Annotated in this window: 26 protein-coding genes and 2 pseudogenes; 18 read left to right on the top strand and 10 right to left on the bottom strand. The window is 39.0% G+C overall.

Annotated elements, in window-relative coordinates:
* Positions 1-34 precede the first annotated feature (34 nt).
* On the bottom strand, positions 35-655 hold the full coding sequence (locus ADM90_RS09285; RefSeq protein WP_053994692.1) for an FMN-binding negative transcriptional regulator: 621 nt from the start codon (positions 653-655) through the stop codon (positions 35-37).
* A 137-nt stretch (positions 656-792) separates the two neighbouring features.
* Here ADM90_RS09285 and ADM90_RS09290 point away from each other — a divergent pair, with 137 nt between their 5' ends.
* Genes ADM90_RS09290 through ADM90_RS09300 form a run of 3 tightly spaced genes read left to right on the top strand, consistent with a single transcriptional unit; the run spans position 793 to position 2,601 of the window.
* Positions 793-1,842 (top strand): threonine aldolase family protein, encoded by a 1,050-nt coding sequence (locus tag ADM90_RS09290; RefSeq protein WP_053994693.1) that lies wholly within the window; start codon positions 793-795, stop codon positions 1,840-1,842.
* Positions 1,839-2,390, top strand: a complete 552-nt coding sequence (locus tag ADM90_RS09295) for a DUF1697 domain-containing protein (protein ID WP_053994694.1) — start codon at positions 1,839-1,841, stop codon at positions 2,388-2,390. Before ADM90_RS09290 ends, ADM90_RS09295 begins: the two co-directional genes overlap by 4 nt.
* 10 nt (positions 2,391-2,400) lie before the next feature.
* Positions 2,401-2,601, top strand: a complete 201-nt coding sequence (locus tag ADM90_RS09300) for a hypothetical protein (RefSeq protein WP_053994695.1) — start codon at positions 2,401-2,403, stop codon at positions 2,599-2,601.
* A 285-nt stretch (positions 2,602-2,886) separates the two neighbouring features.
* Here ADM90_RS09300 and ADM90_RS09305 read toward each other — a convergent pair whose 3' ends face one another.
* A complete protein-coding gene (locus tag ADM90_RS09305; RefSeq protein WP_053994696.1) occupies positions 2,887-3,660 on the bottom strand; it encodes an alpha/beta fold hydrolase in 774 nt (257 codons plus the stop codon).
* 498 nt (positions 3,661-4,158) lie between these two features.
* On the opposite strand from ADM90_RS09305, the gene ADM90_RS09310 reads away from it, so the two are divergent.
* Both ADM90_RS09310 and ADM90_RS09315 read left to right on the top strand, forming a co-directional pair.
* Positions 4,159-4,803, top strand: coding sequence for an ApaLI family restriction endonuclease (locus ADM90_RS09310; protein ID WP_083448497.1), 645 nt, complete (start codon positions 4,159-4,161; stop codon positions 4,801-4,803).
* Positions 4,804-4,807: 4 nt separating this feature from the next.
* The gene (locus ADM90_RS09315; protein WP_053994697.1) at positions 4,808-6,001 is read left to right on the top strand and encodes a DNA-methyltransferase; all 1,194 of its coding nucleotides are present in this window, start codon (positions 4,808-4,810) and stop codon (positions 5,999-6,001) included.
* 155 nt (positions 6,002-6,156) lie between these two features.
* Here the strand turns inward: ADM90_RS09315 and ADM90_RS09320 are convergent, their stop codons facing one another.
* The gene (locus tag ADM90_RS09320) at positions 6,157-7,143 is read right to left on the bottom strand and encodes a YhdH/YhfP family quinone oxidoreductase (RefSeq protein ID WP_053994698.1); all 987 of its coding nucleotides are present in this window, start codon (positions 7,141-7,143) and stop codon (positions 6,157-6,159) included.
* Between the two features lie 106 nt (positions 7,144-7,249).
* On the opposite strand from ADM90_RS09320, the gene ADM90_RS09325 reads away from it, so the two are divergent.
* Both ADM90_RS09325 and ADM90_RS09330 read left to right on the top strand, forming a co-directional pair.
* Entirely contained in the window at positions 7,250-7,669 is a 420-nt protein-coding gene (locus ADM90_RS09325; RefSeq protein WP_053994699.1) for a MarR family winged helix-turn-helix transcriptional regulator, read from the top strand.
* 14 nt (positions 7,670-7,683) lie between these two features.
* Entirely contained in the window at positions 7,684-8,307 is a 624-nt protein-coding gene (locus tag ADM90_RS09330; protein WP_053994700.1) for an HAD family hydrolase, read from the top strand.
* Between the two features lie 213 nt (positions 8,308-8,520).
* On the opposite strand, the gene ADM90_RS09335 is transcribed toward ADM90_RS09330, so the two are convergent.
* The 4 genes from ADM90_RS09335 to ADM90_RS09350 all read right to left on the bottom strand — a co-directional run bounded on the left by ADM90_RS09335 (position 8,521) and on the right by ADM90_RS09350 (position 11,214).
* Positions 8,521-9,000 (bottom strand): HXXEE domain-containing protein, encoded by a 480-nt coding sequence (locus tag ADM90_RS09335; RefSeq protein ID WP_053994701.1) that lies wholly within the window; start codon positions 8,998-9,000, stop codon positions 8,521-8,523.
* A gap of 94 nt (positions 9,001-9,094) precedes the next feature.
* The gene (locus ADM90_RS09340) at positions 9,095-9,733 is read right to left on the bottom strand and encodes an excalibur calcium-binding domain-containing protein (RefSeq protein WP_053994702.1); all 639 of its coding nucleotides are present in this window, start codon (positions 9,731-9,733) and stop codon (positions 9,095-9,097) included.
* A 190-nt stretch (positions 9,734-9,923) separates the two neighbouring features.
* The gene (locus tag ADM90_RS09345; protein WP_053994703.1) at positions 9,924-10,595 is read right to left on the bottom strand and encodes a CPBP family intramembrane glutamic endopeptidase; all 672 of its coding nucleotides are present in this window, start codon (positions 10,593-10,595) and stop codon (positions 9,924-9,926) included.
* 22 nt (positions 10,596-10,617) lie between these two features.
* Positions 10,618-11,214, bottom strand: coding sequence for a TetR/AcrR family transcriptional regulator (locus tag ADM90_RS09350; protein ID WP_053994704.1), 597 nt, complete (start codon positions 11,212-11,214; stop codon positions 10,618-10,620).
* Positions 11,215-11,667: 453 nt separating this feature from the next.
* On the opposite strand from ADM90_RS09350, the gene ADM90_RS09355 reads away from it, so the two are divergent.
* From ADM90_RS09355 to ADM90_RS09365, 3 genes are all read left to right on the top strand, one after another.
* Positions 11,668-15,330, top strand: a complete 3,663-nt coding sequence (locus ADM90_RS09355) for an Ig-like domain-containing protein (RefSeq protein ID WP_053994705.1) — start codon at positions 11,668-11,670, stop codon at positions 15,328-15,330.
* Between the two features lie 135 nt (positions 15,331-15,465).
* Positions 15,466-15,699 carry a DUF3953 domain-containing protein gene (locus ADM90_RS09360; RefSeq protein WP_053994706.1) on the top strand — a complete coding sequence of 78 codons (234 nt, stop codon included), beginning with the start codon at positions 15,466-15,468 and terminating at the stop codon, positions 15,697-15,699.
* Positions 15,700-15,786: 87 nt separating this feature from the next.
* Positions 15,787-16,332, top strand: a complete 546-nt coding sequence (locus ADM90_RS09365; protein WP_053994707.1) for a hypothetical protein — start codon at positions 15,787-15,789, stop codon at positions 16,330-16,332.
* Between the two features lie 129 nt (positions 16,333-16,461).
* Here ADM90_RS09365 and ADM90_RS09370 read toward each other — a convergent pair whose 3' ends face one another.
* The gene (locus ADM90_RS09370) at positions 16,462-16,977 is read right to left on the bottom strand and encodes a hypothetical protein (RefSeq protein WP_053994708.1); all 516 of its coding nucleotides are present in this window, start codon (positions 16,975-16,977) and stop codon (positions 16,462-16,464) included.
* Positions 16,978-17,212: 235 nt separating this feature from the next.
* Between ADM90_RS09370 and ADM90_RS09375 the strand changes: the two genes are divergently transcribed.
* The 5 genes and pseudogenes from ADM90_RS09375 to ADM90_RS09385 all read left to right on the top strand — a co-directional run bounded on the left by ADM90_RS09375 (position 17,213) and on the right by ADM90_RS09385 (position 18,891).
* Positions 17,213-17,461, top strand: coding sequence for a hypothetical protein (locus ADM90_RS09375; RefSeq protein WP_053994709.1), 249 nt, complete (start codon positions 17,213-17,215; stop codon positions 17,459-17,461).
* Positions 17,462-17,661: 200 nt separating this feature from the next.
* Positions 17,662-17,946 (top strand): annotated as a pseudogene (locus tag ADM90_RS24260) (RNA polymerase alpha subunit C-terminal domain-containing protein); the annotation flags it as partial.
* Positions 17,947-17,973: 27 nt separating this feature from the next.
* Positions 17,974-18,135 (top strand): DUF4256 domain-containing protein (locus ADM90_RS25040; protein WP_152928003.1); only part of this gene is annotated, 162 nt, incomplete at its 3' end.
* A 6-nt stretch (positions 18,136-18,141) separates the two neighbouring features.
* On the top strand, positions 18,142-18,258 hold the full coding sequence (locus ADM90_RS25520) for a DUF3953 domain-containing protein (protein ID WP_412176982.1): 117 nt from the start codon (positions 18,142-18,144) through the stop codon (positions 18,256-18,258).
* Between the two features lie 87 nt (positions 18,259-18,345).
* Positions 18,346-18,891 (top strand): hypothetical protein, encoded by a 546-nt coding sequence (locus ADM90_RS09385; RefSeq protein ID WP_053994707.1) that lies wholly within the window; start codon positions 18,346-18,348, stop codon positions 18,889-18,891.
* 129 nt (positions 18,892-19,020) lie between these two features.
* Here ADM90_RS09385 and ADM90_RS09390 read toward each other — a convergent pair whose 3' ends face one another.
* Complete coding sequence (locus tag ADM90_RS09390) at positions 19,021-19,536, bottom strand: hypothetical protein (protein ID WP_053994708.1); 516 nt, start codon at positions 19,534-19,536, stop codon at positions 19,021-19,023.
* A gap of 235 nt (positions 19,537-19,771) precedes the next feature.
* Between ADM90_RS09390 and ADM90_RS09395 the strand changes: the two genes are divergently transcribed.
* The 3 genes and pseudogenes from ADM90_RS09395 to ADM90_RS25050 all read left to right on the top strand — a co-directional run bounded on the left by ADM90_RS09395 (position 19,772) and on the right by ADM90_RS25050 (position 21,096).
* Complete coding sequence (locus ADM90_RS09395) at positions 19,772-20,020, top strand: hypothetical protein (protein WP_053994709.1); 249 nt, start codon at positions 19,772-19,774, stop codon at positions 20,018-20,020.
* A 200-nt stretch (positions 20,021-20,220) separates the two neighbouring features.
* Positions 20,221-20,493, top strand: a pseudogene (locus ADM90_RS25045) (RNA polymerase alpha subunit C-terminal domain-containing protein); the annotation flags it as partial.
* Between the two features lie 39 nt (positions 20,494-20,532).
* On the top strand, positions 20,533-21,096 hold the full coding sequence (locus ADM90_RS25050) for a DUF4256 domain-containing protein (RefSeq protein WP_053994940.1): 564 nt from the start codon (positions 20,533-20,535) through the stop codon (positions 21,094-21,096).
* A 409-nt stretch (positions 21,097-21,505) separates the two neighbouring features.
* Here the strand turns inward: ADM90_RS25050 and ADM90_RS09405 are convergent, their stop codons facing one another.
* A complete protein-coding gene (locus tag ADM90_RS09405; protein WP_053994710.1) occupies positions 21,506-22,447 on the bottom strand; it encodes a bile acid:sodium symporter family protein in 942 nt (313 codons plus the stop codon).
* Positions 22,448-22,649 lie beyond the last annotated feature (202 nt).

Genomic DNA, 22,649 nt, shown 5'->3' on the forward strand with positions numbered 1-22,649 from the left:
AGGGTAGGGAAGTAGTAGCTAGCATGACAGTAGCCTAATGCTTTGGCAAGCCAGCCTTTTTCATCGCCTCTGCCACAGCCGAGGCCTGTGTATCGTTTTCTTCATTAAGCATCTTCATAATATTTTCATAATCATGCGGCTTACGATTTTGGCTTAATTTATAGGCAGCTTGGATATCTTCCACAGCAATTTTGATACCAACAATGCCCTGTAAATTTTCCTGCAATGTTTCAGGAGAAAGGGTATCCCATAAAACTGCATTGTCCCTATGCTTTTCATATTTCTCCAAGATGGCTGCCAAATGCTGTGCCAATGCTTCTCCCTCGAATGTAGAGGCTTTTCCATAAATATGTACAGCTTGATAATTCCATGTCGGCACATTTTCCTGTTCATACCAAGAGGAGGACACATAGGCATGTGGTCCTTGGAACATAACAAGCACCTCACCGTCCTCAAATGTTCGCCATTGCGGATTGCCATAGGCTAGATGTCCCGCTAAATAATAATCGTCGCCTTCCTGCTGTAAAAGTAGCGGCACATGCGTTGCAATTGGTTTGCCCTTGCGAATGGATACAACCGTTGCAAATGAATGCACTTGAATAAACTGGCGAATTTCTTCCATATCCTGTACTCGATAATATTTTGGAATATACATATATAAACACTCCTCTTAAAAAGTGATGATTGATTTGTATCATAACAAAAAGAAGGTGAATCGCCAATCGATATTTGTTTACAGCTAGCAGATAGCGTAAGATAGAGAAAGAGAGAGCAACACTGGAGGGACAAGAGATGATACGATTTGACAACGATTATGCAGAGGGCGCACATCCACAAATTTTGCAGCGTCTAGTCGCAACGAATGAAGAGCAATCACCAGGCTATGGCATGGATGCGTATAGCGAAAAAGCGAGAGCCTCTATTCAAAAGGCCATTGCAGTAGAGCAAGCAACGGTTCATTTTTTAGTGGGAGGTACACAAACCAATACCACGGTGATTGCCTCTATTTTACGGTCATATCAAGGAGTGGTATCAGCGAGCACAGGTCATATTGCGGTGCATGAAACAGGAGCTATCGAAGCAGCGGGTCATAAAGTTTTACCAATTGCAAGCGATGATGGCAAAATAACGGCTGCACAGGTAAAAGCTCTTTATGATGCACATTGGCAAGATGGTACACATGAGCATATGGTGCAGCCAGGCCTAGTATACATATCACATCCTACAGAAAATGGAACAACCTATAGCAAGGCAGAGTTAACCGCATTGCGTGAAGTTTGTCAAAACTGTGGTTTACCATTGTTTTTAGATGGTGCGCGCTTAGGCTATGGCCTTGTAGCACAGGATAATGATTTATCGTTAGCTGATATTGCTACGCTTTGCGATGTCTTTTATATTGGTGGCACAAAAATGGGCGCTTTGTTTGGCGAGGCTGTTGTCATTGTCAATCCTGCCTATCAACCGCATTTTCGCTATATGATCAAGCAAAGAGGCGGACTTCTTGCGAAAGGTCGGTTACTAGGCATTCAATTTGACACATTATTTGAAGATAATCTTTATCTGGATATTGCCCATCATGCGGTGGCAATGGCCATGCAGATACGTCAAGCATTTATCGACAAAGGCTTTGCATTGCGCTATGATTCCAAAACCAATCAGCAGTTTCCCATTTTGCCAAATGATTTATTAGAGAAATTAAGCGAAAAATACTCCTTCTCCATTTGGGAGCCCTATAATGATACACATACCGTTGTGCGTTTTTGTACAAGCTGGGCGACGAAACAGGAACATGTGGATAGATTACGAGCGGATATTGAGAAGTTAGAAGGTGGGAACCTATGACCAAGTATATCGCATTGCTAAGAGGCATTAATGTAGGCGGGCATAATCAAATAAAAATGGCTGCATTACGTGAAGCACTGCAAATATTGGCACTCCAAAATATTCAAACCTATATACAAAGCGGCAATATTCTTTTTGACTCAGGCGAATCTGAGGCTGTGCTGCAACAGCAAATTCAAGCTATTCTTCAGGAGACATTTGCTATTACAAGCACGGTCATCCTAAGAACAGCCGAGGAATTTCAGGCAATTATGAAGCAATGTCCTTTTTCAGAGCAGGATATTGCGGAGGCAAGTGCTACAGCTGTAGGTGAGTGCCTTCATGTGGCGTTCCTGCCAGCTATACCTACCAAAGCCAATGCTGAGAAGCTCTTATCCTACGCAAATGACAAAGAACGCTGTGTGATAGAGGGCAGAAATATCTATTTATTATTTTATCACAGCATCCGTAATGCCAAGCTTGGTCAGCAGCTCCCTCAGCTAGAGCTACCAGCAACCGTTCGTAATTGGAAAACCATCACGAAGCTAACTAAGATGATTGACGAGTAAGGGGGAGGGCATGAAAAAGCATCAATTCACCTATTTTTTATATCCATTTGTGTATTTTGTGGTAGTCACCTTAAATCAATGGCGAAAGCAGGACACGATTACATGGCAAGAAAATATAACGATGTGGATTATTACTTCAGTGGTGATTTATTTATTTCTTGTCCTATGGAATTGGTCAGAAAAGCCATATCAATGGGGGAAAAAACAGTAACACTAGCACAACAATAAAAAGCTGTAGCGCACATTGACGCTACAGCTCAGAATTGGTTGATGCCCTTTGAGGTTCTCATATTGCATTATAGCATAATGATGGATAAGGAGAAACTATTTACTTCATTTGTCCAATAATTGAAAAATAAATGATGGAGTTAAGATAAAGGCAAGCGTCAATGCTCTTCATCGCTTTTTTACTCGCTATATGTAAAAAGGTACTTTGCACAAGCATCTCTGCTGCTATGTAATCCTGTCTACGCTCTTGGCGATTTATTTGCGCCTATTATTTTCTTTGTATAGCATCACCAATAGCATTAGCTAAACCGACAGGATTTTCCCAAGCCATAGAGTGCCCTGCATTGGGTACAAGCCCAATATGAATACCATGTGTAGCGAGTACCTGCATATCTGAGTCAGGCAGTGAATGCTCGCCAAAGATAAAGGTTTTAGGGCAATCAAGTGCATATAATAGCTCTCGCCATGATGGATGATTACCCTTTGCGGCTGATTGAGAAATCAGGTAGGTAGCTTGAGGTGACCATAGCGATAAAGAGGCAGCCCACATGTGATTGCCACTAGCATAGCTTTCCTGCACCAAATCATGAAAACCATGCTGTAGAAATGCTGACATTTCATAATCCGCAATGTATTTGCTAGTAGAGCCAGCACTGCTTTTGTCCAAATTAGCCTCGCTTAAAATAATACGATGAATACGTTCAGGGCACTTTGCTGCTAAAGATAATGCAACAGCTCCACCCAAGCTATGACCAAATAAAATAAATGATTCTAGTCCAATAGCTGTTAGAAAATCAAGTAAATATTCAGCATGATCATTGACGGTATAAGGAAAGTTAGCTGGTTTATCACTATACCCAGCCCCTAAAAGATCTACAATGACACAACGATGATTTTTTAATGCTGCTTGAGCGGCAACCTCGGGGTAATCAAATGAACCAGCACAGCCAAGTCCATGAATAAATAAAATGGGCATATCCTTTCCCGGGAAATCATTATAGCGAAGCATACAATTTGTTTTTTGAATAAAATATTCTTTCATAAAAGGCTCCTTTCTATATGTCTATAAAAGTGTGTCTCTCTTTGAGAGAGCAGCACACCTCCTTGTTAGTCCTCTCAAATCATACTAAATACCCCATTAAAAATGAACAAAGGGCCCCACAAAAGATGAAAAATAGACTGTTACTAGGTAAACTCTTATTCCATTGAAATGGTTAGCACCAGTTTTAAATTAGGCGGCCCTGGCAATACAAAGGGCGTTGATAGGGTAACCGCAATGATCAATGAATATGTTGTGATCATAATTTACGAATAATGACGCGAAATTTCCCCCTAATACAGGCTTTTATTAGTATAAAGGAAAATCCATTGTTTTAATAAGAAAGCGTATAGCGTTTTTAGAAAAGCGAGCAATGCTATCCTGTACTAAAAAATAGGCGATTCATAGAAATAGAGCTTGTCTCTAACAAAATACCTCCAATTATTCATCAAAAGAGGTATGCTATAATATAAAATAGATTTTTAAATGTGGGGGAATACGATGAAAAATACTGTCGAAAAAGCCATCAGAACACTGGCTGAAGCTTATGCAACTAAATTAAATAAACAAGTGTTACAGCGTGTAGAGGACATGGAAAAAGATGATAAATCACACTATTTAATTTATCAGGTTTTACAAGTGACCCTAGAAGAGGGTGAAATGATTGATATCTATCAAAATAAGGGACGTTTTCTTTACAAATATGCTGGCTCATTTTTGGAGGAAGCGGCCATTCTTTGTTTTGAATATAAATTTGGTGAGGAAGCACTAAAAAAGGTGAAAATCCCTAATACCATCGGACAACGACCTAAAACATTTGAAATTGATTGCCTTGTTGGTGACAATGCTTATGAGATAAAATGGAGAGATGCTACCACGGATGGAGATCATATCACGAAAGAGCATACCCGTATGCAGGTGATTAAAGACGCAGGCTATACGCCGAATCGTATTATGTTTTACTATCCTAATCGGACGCAAGCTATTCGTATTCAACAAACATTAGAGACTTTATATCAAGGTGCAGAAGGCCATTACTACTATGGTGATGCTGCATGGGACTATATTTATGAAGTAACCAGCGTTGACTTAAAAGGAATACTGACTAAAATAGCGGAGGAAAATCGAGCAAGCAAGGAGCAATAACGTTATGTCAATTTTCTTAGGGGACTGCTTAGAACAGCTAAAAAATATACCTGATGAAACTGTAGACCTCATTTACTTAGATCCACCTTTCTATACTCAAAAAACCCAAAAACTAAAGACGAGAGACAACCTTAAAGAATATTCTTTTGAAGATAGTTGGTCATCCATTCAACAGTATTTCAACTTTATTAAGGTTAGATTAGTGGAGTGTCACAGAGTGTTAAAGAAAACGGGTAGCATATTTTTACATTGTGATAAATCAGCTTCCCATTATTTACGGATCGCATTAGATGAAGTTTTTGGAATGGATAAATTTCAAAGTGAAATCATTTGGGCTTATAAACGTTGGTCAAATTCTAAAGTGGGCTTATTAAACAATCATCAAACGATTTATTTTTATAGCAAGACCAATAAATTTAAGTTTAATAAAATCTATACGGATTATTCAGCCACAACAAATATTGATCAAATACTACAGGACAGAGTACGTAACAAAAACGCAAAATCTACCTATAAGCTAGATAAGGATGGTAAGCCGATTATTGGCAAAGAAAAAAAAGGTGTGCCATTATCAGATGTATGGAATATTCCCTTTTTAAATCCTAAAGCAAAAGAAAGAACGGGGTATCCTACACAAAAACCGATCCTTCTGCTCGAACAAATCTTGAAGATCGCAACAAATGAAGGGGATGTTGTGCTAGATCCGTTTTGCGGAAGTGGGACAACTCTTGTCACGGCAGATATGATGAATCGTCAATATATAGGCATAGATATTTCAGAGGACGCTATCGAATTAACGAAGCAACGGCTCGACAACCCTATCAAAACTACGTCTCACTTGCTGAAAAAAGGAGAGCAAGAGTATGTTACGAAGACAGAGGAAGAACTATCTATTTTAAATAGTGTCGATGCCATGCCCGTTCAACGAAATAAGGGAATAGACGGCATTCTTAAAGAATACTATGAGGAAAAACCTGTACCAATAAAAATACAAAAACCAGAAGAAACACTAGAGGAAGCGATTGATAAATTACTGGCTGCCAGTAAAAAAAGAGATTGTATTTTAAAAATCCTAATAAGAACCCATCGAGACACAGATCAGTTAATTCAAATGAATGATTATCAAAGCGACAACCTTCTAATAATTGATAGCTATGATTTAATGATCCAAAGTAAATTGAAGGCTGATGACCTCTAAGAAAGCTTTCCCTCTATATAATTTCAGTAAAAAGGACCTTTGTGAACGCTCACTTAGGTTCTTTTTTAAAGCTACATCAGCGTTTGGTGAACTTTTGTAGCAAGCATACAAAAAGAACACAAATAATCTATGTCATCTGTGTTCTTAATCGTTTTCTATAATTTTATAATTGTTCTTCCTAAATGCTGTCCATTTTTGATGGCATCAATGGTTTGTGGTACTTCTTCCAGCGTAATCTCCTCTGTTAAAGCATTGTGGGCGATATTCCAGTCATTTGCCATTTTTGTCCACACGCCTGCTCGTTGCTCAATTGGCACATTAACCGAATCAATGCCTAAAAGCTGAACGCCTCGTAAAATAAATGGTAAGACATTCGTTGTTAACTGAATCCCACCAGCATTGCCACACATGCTGATGCTACCGCCATAAGCAATTTGTGTAATTAACGTAGCAGCAACATCTCCGCCTACCGTATCTAAAACATAATCATATTTTTGCTGTTGTAATGGCTTTTTCAGATCACCTAGCTCACTGGCAAAAATAACGTCCGTTGCCCCTAAAGATTTTGCAACAGCCACTTGATGCTCTTTTCTCACCAATGCCGCAATATTGCTATAGCCGATTTTTGCCAGCATTTGCACAGCAAGACTACCAACACCACCAGTTGACCCTGTTACAAGTATGCGTGGATTATCTTCTACCTTCATGCCATGCTGCTCAAGCGCGGTAATCGACAGTGCCGCCGTATAGCCTGCTGTGCCAAAAATCATGGCATCCCTTGCCTCTAAATTTTCTGGTAACGGCACAATCCACTCAGCAGGTACACGCGCATATTCGGCAAATCCGCCTGTATGCGTCATGCCCATCGCAAAGCCTGTGACAATTACTTGCTGTCCAGCTTGAAAGCGTGCATCTGCCGATTGAACGACTATGCCACTTAAATCAATACCCGGAATCATTGGATAATGGCGAATCACCCCACCATTTTTCTGAACAGCCAGCATATCCTTATAGTTAATGGAGGAATAGGCCACTTGAATCAGCACATCACCTGCTGATAAATCGTCTAAAGTAACTGTCTCTACGTCATATATAATTTGCTCGTCCTGCTCTTTTACAATAAGTGCTTTAAAAGAATCCATTGTGATCGTCTCCTTTGATTTTAGTACAAAATAGTTTTGGTGCAGAAATATTTCTAATTGAAAGTTATCATGATAAGATAGGTATTGTCAAGATGGAGGAGATACGATGGAATTACAGGAATGTATAAACTTTTTATTAAGCACAAGTCAAAATAAAGTGTTTAAATATTTTAGCAAGCTTTTAGAAGAATATAATGTGACACCGGCTCAGTATGGTGTATTAAATTGCTTATGGCGTGAGGGGCAGCTACTTCCTAAGCAAATCGGGGAAATGCTGTATTTAGAAGCGCCTACGGTTTCTGGTATTTTAGATAAAATGCAAAAGGCGGGTTTAATTGAGCGCTCCATCGCCCCTGATAATCGCCGAACGGTATTAGTCGTTGCCACACCGAAGGCAAACGAGCTGAAGGAAAAAATCGAAAAGGCAACAATGGAATTAAATCAAATAGCCTTTCAAAATTTGTCGAGCAGTGAGCAAGCAGTTCTTAAAAAAGCTTTATACACAATTATTAATACGCAATTTTAAAAAAGGGGATAATAATGCTAAAAGCCATTATTTTTGATGTAGATGGAACGATTTTGGATACAGAGCAGGCGATTTTACAATCATTGCAACGGACTTTACAGCAAGAGCAGCAAGGAACCTATTCGTTTGATGAATTGCGATTTGCGCTAGGAATTCCGGGGAAGGTTGCTTTGCAGAGGCTTCAGGTACGTGAGATAGAGGCTGTGCATCAAAAGTGGTGTGCAGCGATGCTTGATTTTTCACATGAAGTAGCTGTTTTTGCAGAGCTTAAGCCTGTTATTCAAACCTTGGTGACAAAGCCCTTACAGCTAGGCATCGTGACTTCCAAAACACGACAGGAGATCGTGGATGAATTTGATCCATTTAGCTTAAGCCACTATTTCAGGCAGGTAATAAGTGCAAGCGATACAAAAAAACACAAGCCTCATCCAGATCCACTTTTGAAATGCCTGGATTTATTAGAGGTAGCGCCTAAGGATGCTATTTATATTGGCGATTCCAAATATGACCTGCAATGTGCTAAGCAAGCAGGGGCGAAATTTGCCTTGGCGCTATGGGGAGCTAAAACAACAAACGGCTTTGAGGGGGCTGACTTTATCTTGCAGAGGCCTGAGGAGATTTTGCAGCTTATTGAGTAATTCATTGGATGATCAGCCCATTGCTTGTACAATTACATCAGGAGCTTCCAACACAAAAGCAAATGCTAGTGCTTATTCGAGATATTGATTTTACGCCACAGCCATCAAGCAAAATGTGTTGGCTGGAGCTACGATAACTGTTGTGGGTAGAGAAAAACATTTCAATTTACGTGAAATTAAGCAGATGTACCATGAAGCAAAAGGGGAGGCTGGTTAAGCCCTAATTCGCTTCCCCATTTTAAATAATAAAGGAATTAATGCTAGTAAAATTGTGCCTATAATTATTGTGGAAAAAATAGTTTCTTTAATGGACATTCGTTCATCCATAAACATTGTATATAATATGAAAGTGTTGATAGGAATATTGAGTAAAACACCTGTTAAAAGTCCAGGTGCATATCTTTTCATAACAATTGTGGCAAGGAGATGAGGGAAGAACGCATTAAGAATCATGGCCCCTAAAAATCCAATAAATAGCCATTTTGCTAGAAGTGACTCAGGAAAATAACAATAACTAAAGGCTGCTAAATAAGCAAGTGATGTAATAACCAATACAGCAAAATGAAATTCATTGGTACTTACTGCTTTTTGAAATTTTGAAGGCTGTTGGGACCATTGCGGTAGCCATAGAGCTTCTTCTATATTATGTAATGTGATCGCTAAACAAAAGAAAATGAACAGTGATTCTTGCATAAACCCACTTCCTTATAACTATTTGCTTGTGAAATTAAAAGAGCGAGGGGCATCTAGTCAAATCGCTCGAATTGTAAAACGGAATATTTGCTAATTATTCACAACCAACTCCATCACCATCTCGATCAAGATGGCGAGCATAGCCCGGGTCACCGCTATAAATAGGAGCGGCTCCTGCTGCACGCACTTGGCTACAGTTTTTATAGTAGACATTTTGGGAGGAGCTTGATGACACTTCCTGTGTTTGACTCGTTGCTGCTGACGTGTTACTGCTCGTATTGGCTGCTTGAGCACTTGCAAGCTGTGTAGTAAGAGCTTCATTGTCTTTTTGTAATGTAGCCACTTGCTCCTGTAGCTGCTGTTGCTTCTCCTGTAACATTTTTTTCTCTTCTTCAAATGCTTTCACTTGCTTGTCTTCAGCTTCCTTTATTTTTTGACTAGCTGTTGAAGCCTGCGCTAGCTCCTCTTTAATGCTTTTTAGTTCACTATTTAATGTATCTACCTGATTTTGTAAATCTTTACTTAAACTTACTTGCTCCTGATATTGCGCGCCAGAAACGGTATCAAACTGCATAGAAATGGCCATTAAAACCAAACTACCAACAAATGTTGATAAAAAGAGCTTTTTTGAAAAAGTACGATTTCTTTTAAACACCTTCATTATCATAAAATAAATAAGATAGCCGATCGCAAAAAGCAATGCGAGACTTCCCAAAAAATCTAAGACAACCATTTTACTTTCTCCTTTATCTTTGAATATGAAAATTTACCTGTTAAAAATATAAAATAAGGCACTTCTTTATAGTATGATGGAAATAAAGGATTGTCCATACATGATAGGGAAATTCTTCATATTAAAAAGGACCTTTTTATTGAGGGCATTGAATTACTTTACTATGATATTTAGTGATTAACAAAAACAATTAACTATAAAAGCCGTTACATGGTAGGGGGATGTAGAGATTTAAAAAGGTTAAGACCGTTAGATTCCCAATATCTACAATAAAATGAGACAAAATAACCGCACGTAAGCTTTGTGTTTTTAGATAAGTGATCGCCCAGACAACACCTGCGACTGATAAATAAATATATAAATGATAAGACCGACTTGCATACGAAAATACGCCCCACATTAATGGATGACTTATAACAAAAAGTGCGGTTGTATAGAAAATAACAAACCATTTTGGAAATTTAGTTAATAAATGATCAAACAAAACACCACGCCAGTAATATTCCTCAAACCAAGGATTCAAAAGGGCAAATACAAGCCAATAGAAAATTAACCAAGCGGACTCAAACAAATGATAATTCATCATAAGAATTGTTAAGGGAAATATGCCGATGAGCACTGTAATGGTTATCCAAAATGGTGCTTTTTTTGACTTTTGAAACCAGTCTCCTAATCTTTTATGATCGTTAAAAAACCAAATAGCAAAGCCTAGCAAACTCCAATAAACGAGCGCAAGCGGCATCCAAGCCCATCCGCCAATAAATGAATGAAAAACTGTAGCCGTTAAAAAGCCTAGTAATATAATAAAAAATGGTGAGATGAATAAACACCAAAATTTTACGTTTGAATTACGGATCGTCATATTAAACCTCTTTCCCTCAAAGTTATTGAAAAATTTTCATAATAGATGCAGCTTCAGGAAGGGGACATTGCGCCCACTGTAGCTTATTAATGGCAAAGCCCTGAATAAAGGCATAGTAACTAACCGCTAGCTGTAATGGGTTTTCTTGAATAATTTCATTGTGCTGCTGCCCTTCCATAATTAAGGGCATTAAGCAATGAACAGGTGATTTGAATTCCTTCGAAGTTAAAAATTGCTTCACTTCCTCGGGTATAGCATCTGATGTACTCGCTTGAATCATAATTAAAAATAATAAAATTTGCTGCTCCTCTGCTAAGCTATGAAGAATTTGCTCTGTCATCCATTTAATTTTTTCGAATGATGAGCCGTCTCGAAGATAGGCTTGTTCAATAATTTGTACAGAGCTATCTGCAGCGCGTTGTACTAAAAGCGTAAAAATTTCCTCTTTTGATTGAAAATAGTGGTAGACAAGCCCATGACTTAAATTTGCCTCTTTCGCGATATCACTAATCTTTGTCGCCACCATTCCTCGTCTAGCAAATACATGTAAGGCAGCCTGTAAAATTTCCTCACGTCTTTGTGCGCGTAATTCTAAATTTTGTGTTTCCGTTCTTGGCATATTGATAGCTCCTTTTCGGTTGATTAATCAGTCAATATAAAAATAAAGCAAAAGCTATATATTGTCAAATCTATATTACTGGCGGGAGCTTGTAGTGCAAAAATATGTGTCATAGGCTTTTCTTATCTATTTGGCAGTGCTCCCTCACAGTCTACATAAAATAGTTTTGATTTTTTAACCTAATTTTAACCTTTATCCTTTAAAATTAAAAAACAACGAGGGGGGATTGGGCCATTCACATAGCTGTCATCGTCATTACATCTTCAAAATCCTTAAAAGTGAGGTGGACTATAGAACAAACCGATGCAACCGTATAAAACGCTTGCTATTTTTTGTTGACACTCAAATAAAAAACAGTGTATCAAGATTGTTAGCTCTTATGCAGAAGTGACGATTAGCACGTCATTAACCACACAATTTCTATTTACACAAAATATTTGGAGGTGTTTAATCGTGCATAGCAATAAAATTAGTATCAATATTTTTTTAACGATTCTTTTAATGTTTTCCTTGTTTCCAGTGATGCCACCTCATGCGGCTGCTGCTCCTATATTACTTGCGCCAATTGATGGAAGAAATAGTTTGGATTTGGGACAAACAGCGAATTATGGCTATATGAATGGTCGCGCTGGTGAGTATTCAGCAACAGCATTTCAATTTGGGGGAATTGATACCAATCAACCTATCACGTCAGCATGTTTTACTTTTGTTGGTGCCGCAGCAGGGTATGAGGTGACGAATTTAAAGATAGCCTTGGCTGATGATAACTGGTTAACTGGTCAACTGCCAGCACCAGTTTTATCTGAAAATGCGTACGATGCTATAAGCCCTCATGTTCTCAATCGCAATAACTATAATCCAGTTGATAAAACTTATATGTCTCGAAGTTTGATGATGCCTTCCAGTAAAATTGGTGTAGATGGACTGATTCCTTTTCTATTGTCTATTGATTCATTCCAAGATACGTATATTATGGAACCAAAGCGGGAAATCGAATATGTTGCATCGTTAGTGAATACAGCACCTGTTTTGACGGGAATCGGCAATCGAACGGTGAATGAAGGAAGCTTTTTGACATTTACAGCAAGTGCATCAGATGCGGAGGGAGATTCCCTCACTTACAGCTTAGTAGGAGCCCCAGCAGGAGCCACTATAAACGCAACAACAGGCGTCTTTACATGGACACCAACGGAGGCACAGGGTCCAGGAAGCTATCCGTTTATCATTCGAGTAAGTGATGACGCATTAACAGATGAAGAAGAGATAACAGTAACGGTAAATGAAGTCAATACAGCGCCTATATTAGCAGCAATAGGTAATAAAACGATAAATGAAGAAAGTCTATTAACCTTTACAGTAACAGCAATAGATGCTGATATACCCGCCAATACTTTGATCTACAGCTTAGTAGGAGCGCCAACGGGGGCAAGTATAAATGCAGTAACAGGTGTCTTTACATGGACACCACAAGTACCAGGAAGCTATCCATTTACCATTCGAGTAAGCGATGGCGTATTAACAGATGAAGAACAGATTACAGTAACGGTGAATACAATTACTCGTCCAACCGCAACCATTGAAATATATGATACGATGTTGGCTATTGGCGATACAACTCAAGTGACATTCATTTTCTCGGAGGCAGTAACAGGCTTTACAAGTACAGATGTCTTCGTTGCGAATGGCACATTAAGCGATCTAGTGACAACAGATGGTGGTGTGACATGGACAGCAACATTAACGCCAGAAGCCAATATTGCAGATGCAACAAATCTGCTAATACTCAATAATGCAGGTGTACAAAACGCGGCAGGGCATACAGGCTCAGGGACAACAACTTCTCGCAACTATGCAATTGATACAGTACGTCCAACCGCAATGATTGTAGTGACAGATACAATATTAACGGCTGACGAAACATCACCTGTGACCATAACCTTTTCCGAGGCAGTAACCGGCTTAAGTATTGCAGATTTCACAGTCGCCAATGGAAATTTAAGCAACCTTAGCACAGTGGATAATATTACCTATACAGCAACGCTCACACCAGCAACGAATACTACAGCAGCAACGAATGTGATCGCACTGGATAATACAGCTTTTCAAGATATGGCAGGGAATACAGGCGAAGGGACATTAATTTCCAATAACTATGCAATTGATACAGTGCGCCCAACCGCAACGATTGTCGTAACAGATACAATGTTAACGGCTAATGAAACAACCACTGTGACCATCACCTTTTCACAAGCAGTAACAGGCTTAAGTGTTGCAGATTTCACTGTTGCAAATGGCACGCTAAGCAGTCCGACTACAGTAGACGGTGGTATAACATGGACAGCCACATTGACGCCAGCACCCAATACAGCAGATACAACAAATCTGATCATACTCGATAATACAGGTGTACAAAACGCGGCAGGAAATACAGGCTTAGGGACAACAACATCCAATAACTATGCAATTGATACAACTACACAGACGGTTGTTCGTCCCACTGCCATAATCGTTGTAACGAAGCCAATGTTAAAAGCTGGTGAAACATCACCTGTCACGCTGACCTTTTCCGAAGCTATAACAGGTCTTGATTATGGAGATATCACTGTTGCAAATGGCACATTAAGCAATCTAAGCACAACAAATAATAGTACCTATACCGCAACACTCACACCAACAGCGAATACCAGAGCGACAACGAATGTAATAACATTGGATAATACAGGCATACAAAATATGGCGGGGAATACGGGATTAGGGACAACGGCTTCCAATGCCTATGCAATTGATACAGTGCGTCCCACGGTAACAATTGTGGTAGCAGATACGATGTTAACTGCTGGTGAAACTTCTCTTGTTACATTTACCTTTTCTGAGGAGGTAACAGGGTTTGACAACGCTGATTTAATTGTAGAAAATGGCATATTAAGTGCTCTTCAAACTTCCGATCATCGGATATGGACAGCGATCTTTACGCCACAGGCAGCCATCAATATAACCAATAATGTGATTAAGCTGGATGCTAGCGGTGTGACGAATCAAGCGGGCAATGCAGGACAGGGCATAACAGCGTCTAATCCATTTTCCATTTCCACAAGGGTGACAACAGGTAGTGGAAATGCTAATCACACACCGAATCATGAAGTACCACCAATTGTAACAGACACAGTTGTTACATCTAAAAATGGCAAGTTAAAGCTACCAATAGGCACGGCAGGCATCGTGAGTCTAGGAGAAAAAATCGAAATTTCTATTCCAAAGGATGCAGCTAAGCAGGAATTAGACATTTCTATAGAGGAATTAACGGAGATAGAAACCCTTTTAGAACATGGGAAGATTTTAGCGAGTCCAATCTTTGAGCTAAGAAAAAATAGTTCAGAGCCTTTTTCAAAACCTGTTACACTTTCGATACTATTTGATTCATCCTATGAAACTGTTGGGCTTTTTTATTACGATGATGTGAATAATGTATGGCTACAGGTTGAGGATACACGCATAAAAGACAACCAATTAACAGCAGAGGTGAAGGCGTTTTATAAATATGCAATAATGGCTGTAGATCCACCAACGGCAACGGAAATACCAACTGCTACACCTGACAGAGAACATCATTTCCCTGATACGGGAGGACATTGGGCACAGGCTTCAATTGCTGCTATGTATAAAAATGGGATTATCCAGGGGTATGAAGATGGCACATTCCGACCAGATCATTCTATTACACGAGAACATATGGCTGTGATGCTAGCACGAGCTTTGACACTTCCACCTGTTCGACCAGCTCTCCCATTCCACGATGTTGCGGTAGATAGTCCATACTATGATGCCATTTATCAGCTTCAAACAGCAGGGATTATAGACGGTGCAAATGGAGCTTTTCATCCACAAGCAGCGATGACGCGCGCTGAACTGGCAAAAGTGCTTGTGCTAGCACTTGGCTATGAGAGCGATGGCAACACAACCTTCCAAGATGTTCCTAATACGCATTGGGCACATAACTATATTGCCGCACTGGAACAACAAGGAATTGCGCTTGGAGATCAAGGAAAATTTAAGCCAAACGCCCCTGTTACACGCGCTGAATTTGCTACTTTTTTATATCGTGCATTTAAACAATAAATGGTAAAAGGCAGAAATGTGGTTAGCTCAACATTTCTGCCTTTTACATGTGTAGATAAAGACTGTTAATGGCCAAAAAACAAGTTGCTCATGTTATAATACTTTTATTGGAATTCATTGGATAGGAGAAAGCCATTGCTAAAAACCTTATATACTATTTTTGCTATTATGACTATATCATTAGGAGCTTATGGATTAATAACACGAGATTTTCACTTGAATTTTTTAATGATCTTCTTTATGGGGCTAGCGCTGTTTGTTTTAGCCATTAGAGAATTTCAACAACAACGTAAAGTGTACGGTTGGCTATTAATAATTGTATGTTTATTTTCAACATTTGTTTCCATCCAAAGCCTTGTCTTAACATGAAGCAGCATACATACGTATTTTTTGAAAAAGTAATCATAGAATTTCCGCTATTATCCATGTATAGTAAGGGGGAAGGGAGATTTATCAATGAAAAAAATTTTACTAGTATCACTAACAGTCGTGCTTGGCATTATCCTTGCAGCATGTAGTGAAGATAAAAAATCCGATGAATTGGCAGAGGTTACAATACCTGCTACATTCTTTGAGGGTCAAGATATTGACGCGGCGATTGCCAATGCAAAACAAAGTGGAATAAAAGAAGTCATCAAGAACGGCGATGGCTCCGTCACATATAAAATGACGACAGCAGAGCATGAAGAAATGCTAAATGGTATCAAGGAAGGCATTCAAGGATCCATTAATGAAATGGAAAAAGGGGAAGACTTTCAATCCATTAAAAATGTAACCTATAATGATTCTTTTTCAGAGTTTACGCTAACTGTAAACAAGGAGGAATTTGAAAAGGGGCTTGATTCCATTGCATCCTTTGGGCTTGGTATAGCAGGTATGTACTATCAATTATTTAACGGTGTAGCCGTAGAGGATTATCAAGTAACAGTGAACTTTACAGACGAAGCAACGGATGAAGTCATTAAAACAATCGTTTATCCAGATGAATATAAAGAGCAATAAGCTTAACAAGGGCTAGGCAAAAAGTGAAAATCTTTTGCCTAGCTCTTTCCTTTACACCTTACAAGAAGAGCGATTTTAGAGGCGTTGTCTGTCCAATATTTATAAAGAATCTATCAGCCTACAGGTCTATTAGTGACTCAGTTGTACAACCGTCAATGAACGATTGGTATAACCAGCAAGCGGTGAGTTTGAGGATACACTAACGCCCACTTGATCACCCGCAGCCAATTCTGCCTGCACAACATATGTGGAACTACTTCTATTGAGAACGTTAAAAAGTGCTAAGCCTTGAAGAAAAATAGGTGCGCCATTCACGGTAATGCTAGCTGTAAAAAAAGATTGTGTAGGATCAGGCTCGGATGTAGCGACGGCATTTAGTGATACTGTAATTTGATAGACACCGCTTTCCATGACGACTAATTCATTACCTGTACCACTAACGCTCACATTACGCAAAGGTCCAGCGACTGAAAATGGCACAGGTGTTGCTGTAGAAAAAACAATTTCAGCCGTCTCGCCCCTTAATGAAACAAAGCCAAGAACATCAGCAGCAGGAGCCATCTCGGGATTGGACGTCGCAATAATTTTTGGATAATAATTTTTAGCACTGTCACAGCAACATTCATTTTTACGGGTAAATGACATATGTCAAACCTCCTTCCTACCATCTATAGTATGTATAGGCATAGAAAGAGGAAATGATTATTCACTCTATACTTGTTACTTTTATGATGAAAATCGAAAACTGGAACATTAATCCTAAAATTAAACAAAATGGTAACATTAATAGAACACTATTTGGAATGTTACAACGATGGAGTAATTAGAATAAAAGGTTTAATCTTCAACCAGTTACAGAAATTCCTGAAGGTGATCCCTCTTGGATTCGATTGAAGAGGCAGCCATTTACTTGGAACGAGGGCATAGTGGCACAAGCACTATAAATGATCATGCTCCTTCTGATCACCAAATTTCACCACCGGCACAGAGTGAAACAATTAGTAGAACAGCTAATTTTAAAACGATAAGAGAGGCTTATCCAGTAACAGCCATTACCTTTGTAAGATTACCGAATAGCTCAATTGATCTTATTCATGTATCAACTAGTATTGCTGGAATTGCATCTTGAAGTTGGTCACCTAGTGCTTATACAATGAAAAGACTAGATGGAAGGAACGTTAAGCAATATCATCTCTGTGAACGGTCGGATAAGAGAATATAATTATTCTGAAAATGCCTATGTTGAACTTTAAAGCACCCTAAGCTAAAACTCCTTGTAATCGTAAAATATGTTAAAATGGGCAATAGTATAGATGGGGAGGAATTGTTTTGGTAACCGAAAAAAGCTTAAGAACTTGTGACAAAGGTCATCAGTATTATAAAAGCACGGACTGTCCAAGCTGTCCTGTTTGTGACCAAGAAAATAAACCAAAAGATGGCTTTCTGTCAAAGCTTAGTGCACCCGCAAGAAATGCACTGCTATATGAGGGTATTGATACAGTGGAGAAGCTATCCATGTATACAGAAAAGGCTATTTTACAATTGCATGGAATTGGTCCAGCTTCCTTACCTGTTATGAGAGCATCGCTAGAAGTGGAAGGATTATCATTTCAACCAGCTACTGCAAGGAGGAAAAATAAGATGACAAACAGCAAAGAGCTATCAGCACAACAGCGCGAGCAATTACTGCAAACTTTACAGGCACGCTTTGAGAAACATACAAGCCGTCACGAGGGGCTTGAGTGGACAAATGTGCAGGCAAAACTTGAGGCGAAGGAGGACAAGCTATGGTCGCTTTATCAANTAGCGCTGTTTGTTTTAGCCATTAGAGAATTTCAACAACAACGTAAAGTGTACGGTTGGCTATTAATAATTGTATGTTTATTTTCAACATTTGTTTCCATCCAAAGCCTTGTCTTAACATGAAGCAGCATACATACGTATTTTTTGAAAAAGTAATCATAGAATTTCCGCTATTATCCATGTATAGTAAGGGGGAAGGGAGATTTATCAATGAAAAAAATTTTACTAGTATCACTAACAGTCGTGCTTGGCATTATCCTTGCAGCATGTAGTGAAGATAAAAAATCCGATGAATTGGCAGAGGTTACAATACCTGCTACATTCTTTGAGGGTCAAGATATTGACGCGGCGATTGCCAATGCAAAACAAAGTGGAATAAAAGAAGTCATCAAGAACGGCGATGGCTCCGTCACATATAAAATGACGACAGCAGAGCATGAAGAAATGCTAAATGGTATCAAGGAAGGCATTCAAGGATCCATTAATGAAATGGAAAAAGGGGAAGACTTTCAATCCATTAAAAATGTAACCTATAATGATTCTTTTTCAGAGTTTACGCTAACTGTAAACAAGGAGGAATTTGAAAAGGGGCTTGATTCCATTGCATCCTTTGGGCTTGGTATAGCAGGTATGTACTATCAATTATTTAACGGTGTAGCCGTAGAGGATTATCAAGTAACAGTGAACTTTACAGACGAAGCAACGGATGAAGTCATTAAAACAATCGTTTATCCAGATGAATATAAAGAGCAATAAGCTTAACAAGGGCTAGGCAAAAAGTGAAAATCTTTTGCCTAGCTCTTTCCTTTACACCTTACAAGAAGAGCGATTTTAGAGGCGTTGTCTGTCCAATATTTATAAAGAATCTATCAGCCTACAGGTCTATTAGTGACTCAGTTGTACAACCGTCAATGAACGATTGGTATAACCAGCAAGCGGTGAGTTTGAGGATACACTAACGCCCACTTGATCACCCGCAGCCAATTCTGCCTGCACAACATATGTGGAACTACTTCTATTGAGAACGTTAAAAAGTGCTAAGCCTTGAAGAAAAATAGGTGCGCCATTCACGGTAATGCTAGCTGTAAAAAAAGATTGTGTAGGATCAGGCTCGGATGTAGCGACGGCATTTAGTGATACTGTAATTTGATAGACACCGCTTTCCATGACGACTAATTCATTACCTGTACCACTAACGCTCACATTACGCAAAGGTCCAGCGACTGAAAATGGCACAGGTGTTGCTGTAGAAAAAACAATTTCAGCCGTCTCGCCCCTTAATGAAACAAAGCCAAGAACATCAGCAGCAGGAGCCATCTCGGGATTGGACGTCGCAATAATTTTTGGATAATAATTTTTAGCACTGTCACAGCAACATTCATTTTTACGGGTAAATGACATATGTCAAACCTCCTTCCTACCATCTATAGTATGTATAGGCATAGAAAGAGGAAATGATTATTCACTCTATACTTGTTACTTTTATGATGAAAATCGAAAACTGGAACATTAATCCTAAAATTAAACAAAATGGTAACATTAATAGAACACTATTTGGAATGTTACAACGATGGAGTAATTAGAATAAAAGGTTTAATCTTCAACCAGTTACAGAAATTCCTGAAGGTGATCCCTCTTGGATTCGATTGAAGAGGCAGCCATTTACTTGGAACGAGGGCATAGTGGCACAAGCACTATAAATGATCATGCTCCTTCTGATCACCAAATTTCACCACCGGCACAGAGTGAAACAATTAGTAGAACAGCTAATTTTAAAACGATAAGAGAGGCTTATCCAGTAACAGCCATTACCTTTGTAAGATTACCGAATAGCTCAATTGATCTTATTCATGTATCAACTAGTATTGCTGGAATTGCATCTTGAAGTTGGTCACCTAGTGCTTATACAATGAAAAGACTAGATGGAAGGAACGTTAAGCAATATCATCTCTGTGAACGGTCGGATAAGAGAATATAATTATTCTGAAAATGCCTATGTTGAACTTTAAAGCACCCTAAGCTAAAACTCCTTGTAATCGTAAAATATGTTAAAATGGGCAATAGTATAGATGGGGAGGAATTGTTTTGGTAACCGAAAAAAGCTTAAGAACTTGTGACAAAGGTCATCAGTATTATAAAAGCACGGACTGTCCAAGCTGTCCTGTTTGTGACCAAGAAAATAAACCAAAAGATGGCTTTCTGTCAAAGCTTAGTGCACCCGCAAGAAATGCACTGCTATATGAGGGTATTGATACAGTGGAGAAGCTATCCATGTATACAGAAAAGGCTATTTTACAATTGCATGGAATTGGTCCAGCTTCCTTACCTGTTATGAGAGCATCGCTAGAAGTGGAAGGATTATCATTTCAACCAGCTACTGCAAGGAGGAAAAATAAGATGACAAACAGCAAAGAGCTATCAGCACAACAGCGCGAGCAATTACTGCAAACTTTACAGGCACGCTTTGAGAAACATACAAGCCGTCACGAGGGGCTTGAGTGGACAAATGTGCAGGCAAAACTTGAGGCGAAGGAGGACAAGCTATGGTCGCTTTATCAAATGGAGGAAACGGGCGGTGAGCCTGATGTTGTCGGCTATGATCAAAAAACCGATGAATATACATTTTATGATTGCGCAGCAGAAAGTCCTAAAGGTCGTCGCAGTGTTTGCTATGACCATGAAGCATTGGAGGCACGCAAAAAGCATAAGCCTGAAAACAGTGCAGTGGGCATGGCAGCCGATATGGGCATCGAGCTATTAACAGAGGAACAATACCGGGCATTGCAGCAGCTTGGTGAGTTCGATCTAAAAACATCAAGCTGGGTGCAAACACCTGATTCGATCCGAAAGCACGGAGGAGCCATCTTTTGTGATCGTCGCTATGATACGGTCTTTGTCTACCACAATGGCGCAGATTCCTACTATGCTGCAAGAGGCTTCCGCGGCTCTCTAAAGGTCTAAACATGTAACGCGCTAACAAAAAGTTGTTGGCGCTTTTAAATTAATTTGTATGATGAAATATATCACCATGAATTTCTTTGAAAGCTCTATGCGTGGAGCCATAGGAAAGGGCTGCTCTATATAAGAAAAGGGGAATAAGCTTTTTTTCTTTCCCTCCACTTGGATGTGGAAATAGAGGATTCGATAAGAGAAATAAGTAAAAGCAGATAGTTATCTCCCCATCGAAAGATGAGCTAAGTCTAGGAAGGTTAGCATATTTAAAGCGTTGAATTGACGAATATTAGAGCCCTCCCTCCTTAACAGAAGAAGGGCTAGCTCAACAAATGACGAAGAAATATTTTGTCTATCATTAGTTATTAACATAAAAAGAACACCGAGGATTGTTGCAGACACTCGCTAACAAAGCTACTTATTTAACGGCAACAGTATTTTTGATAATCACTTTGCTAAATATTGAAGCTAAAACTTGTTGAAACAGCATACCGAACACAACAGGCATAGCCACTTTACCTGGAAAGTATGTTGTCGCAACAATAACACCAACAGCAATATTTCTCATGCCACCTGTAAAGACAAGGGTCGTCATTTGTGGGCCATCTTTTAATAGATAGCGGCCGATAAGGTAAGCAAACGTATAGCCTGAGACCGCAAGTAAAAATACTAAAAGGATCACGAAAAATAGATGGAAGTTAATATCCTTTAAGTAGGGAGCAATGGCACTACTATTAATCAAGATGACCGCAAATAAACATAGCTTAGAAAAAGGAGCAAGCTTCTTGCCAAATTTTTTTGGTATTTCTCCTTTTGACAGTTCATTCACCAAGATACCTAAAATCGTAGGTAACACAATCATCCACAGCAAGTTCAAAATCAGCGATGTCACATCCAATTCAATTTTTTCACCCGACACAATATAGAGGATAAAAGGTAAAATGAATGGCGCAAGCAGTGTGTCAATTAAAATAATCGCTAAGCCCAAAGGTAAGTGTCCTTTACAAATATTGATCCAAATCACACTCGTTACGCCTGTTGGAAGGGCAACAGCTAAGACAAAGCCAACCGTTAACAAATGATCGTCAAAGATAACGGTGGATAAAAAATAAGCCCATAAAGGCATCAAAAGATGAAGAAAAAGAATAGAGAATAAAATAAGCACGGGATGCTTCATAAAAATTTTTATATCCTTAAATTTCATCGTTAAGCTTCCTGCGAATGTCATAAAAGCAAATAGCCATGACACAAGGAATAATAAATGCTGACCAACGCTTTCTAAAAGCACACCCAAAACCAAACTTAACGGTGTCAGGATCGCAATGTATTTTTGAAGAAATTCATTCAGTTTTTCTAACATACAAAGACCTTCTTTTTTTATCTGATTTTATCACATCATTATAATATTAATCAGAGAATAGTAGGAGTATTTATAGCGGAAAAGCAGCAGATTTACCCTTGCTTGATGAAGGTTGACTAAGAATCCTGTGTTGAAAAACAGCTTTTTTTTCTCTATAGGAAATTAAAATTGTTTGTTGTTGTAACAACAATAGTGTACGATA

It is taken from the genome of Lysinibacillus macroides (assembly GCF_001281525.1).
Classification (GTDB): domain Bacteria; phylum Bacillota; class Bacilli; order Bacillales_A; family Planococcaceae; genus Lysinibacillus; species Lysinibacillus macroides.

Excerpts from the sequence above, each read along its gene's own strand:
- ADM90_RS09330 (WP_053994700.1), top strand. The coding sequence starts at position 7,684 with ATGCTAAAAGCCATTATTTTTGATGTAGATGGAACGATTTTGGATACA.
- ADM90_RS09345 (WP_053994703.1), bottom strand. The coding sequence starts at position 10,595 with ATGACGATCCGTAATTCAAACGTAAAATTTTGGTGTTTATTCATCTCA.
- ADM90_RS09295 (WP_053994694.1), top strand. The coding sequence starts at position 1,839 with ATGACCAAGTATATCGCATTGCTAAGAGGCATTAATGTAGGCGGGCAT.
- ADM90_RS09310 (WP_083448497.1), top strand. The coding sequence starts at position 4,159 with ATGAAAAATACTGTCGAAAAAGCCATCAGAACACTGGCTGAAGCTTAT.
- ADM90_RS09305 (WP_053994696.1), bottom strand. The coding sequence starts at position 3,660 with ATGAAAGAATATTTTATTCAAAAAACAAATTGTATGCTTCGCTATAAT.
- ADM90_RS09405 (WP_053994710.1), bottom strand. The coding sequence starts at position 22,447 with ATGTTAGAAAAACTGAATGAATTTCTTCAAAAATACATTGCGATCCTG.
- ADM90_RS09315 (WP_053994697.1), top strand. The coding sequence starts at position 4,808 with ATGTCAATTTTCTTAGGGGACTGCTTAGAACAGCTAAAAAATATACCT.
- ADM90_RS09390 (WP_053994708.1), bottom strand. The coding sequence starts at position 19,536 with ATGTCATTTACCCGTAAAAATGAATGTTGCTGTGACAGTGCTAAAAAT.
- ADM90_RS09350 (WP_053994704.1), bottom strand. The coding sequence starts at position 11,214 with ATGCCAAGAACGGAAACACAAAATTTAGAATTACGCGCACAAAGACGT.
- ADM90_RS09385 (WP_053994707.1), top strand. The coding sequence starts at position 18,346 with ATGAAAAAAATTTTACTAGTATCACTAACAGTCGTGCTTGGCATTATC.
- ADM90_RS25050 (WP_053994940.1), top strand. The coding sequence starts at position 20,533 with ATGACAAACAGCAAAGAGCTATCAGCACAACAGCGCGAGCAATTACTG.
- ADM90_RS09335 (WP_053994701.1), bottom strand. The coding sequence starts at position 9,000 with ATGCAAGAATCACTGTTCATTTTCTTTTGTTTAGCGATCACATTACAT.
- ADM90_RS09325 (WP_053994699.1), top strand. The coding sequence starts at position 7,250 with ATGGAATTACAGGAATGTATAAACTTTTTATTAAGCACAAGTCAAAAT.
- ADM90_RS09340 (WP_053994702.1), bottom strand. The coding sequence starts at position 9,733 with ATGGTTGTCTTAGATTTTTTGGGAAGTCTCGCATTGCTTTTTGCGATC.
- ADM90_RS09290 (WP_053994693.1), top strand. The coding sequence starts at position 793 with ATGATACGATTTGACAACGATTATGCAGAGGGCGCACATCCACAAATT.
- ADM90_RS09370 (WP_053994708.1), bottom strand. The coding sequence starts at position 16,977 with ATGTCATTTACCCGTAAAAATGAATGTTGCTGTGACAGTGCTAAAAAT.
- ADM90_RS09300 (WP_053994695.1), top strand. The coding sequence starts at position 2,401 with ATGAAAAAGCATCAATTCACCTATTTTTTATATCCATTTGTGTATTTT.
- ADM90_RS09320 (WP_053994698.1), bottom strand. The coding sequence starts at position 7,143 with ATGGATTCTTTTAAAGCACTTATTGTAAAAGAGCAGGACGAGCAAATT.
- ADM90_RS09285 (WP_053994692.1), bottom strand. The coding sequence starts at position 655 with ATGTATATTCCAAAATATTATCGAGTACAGGATATGGAAGAAATTCGC.
- ADM90_RS09365 (WP_053994707.1), top strand. The coding sequence starts at position 15,787 with ATGAAAAAAATTTTACTAGTATCACTAACAGTCGTGCTTGGCATTATC.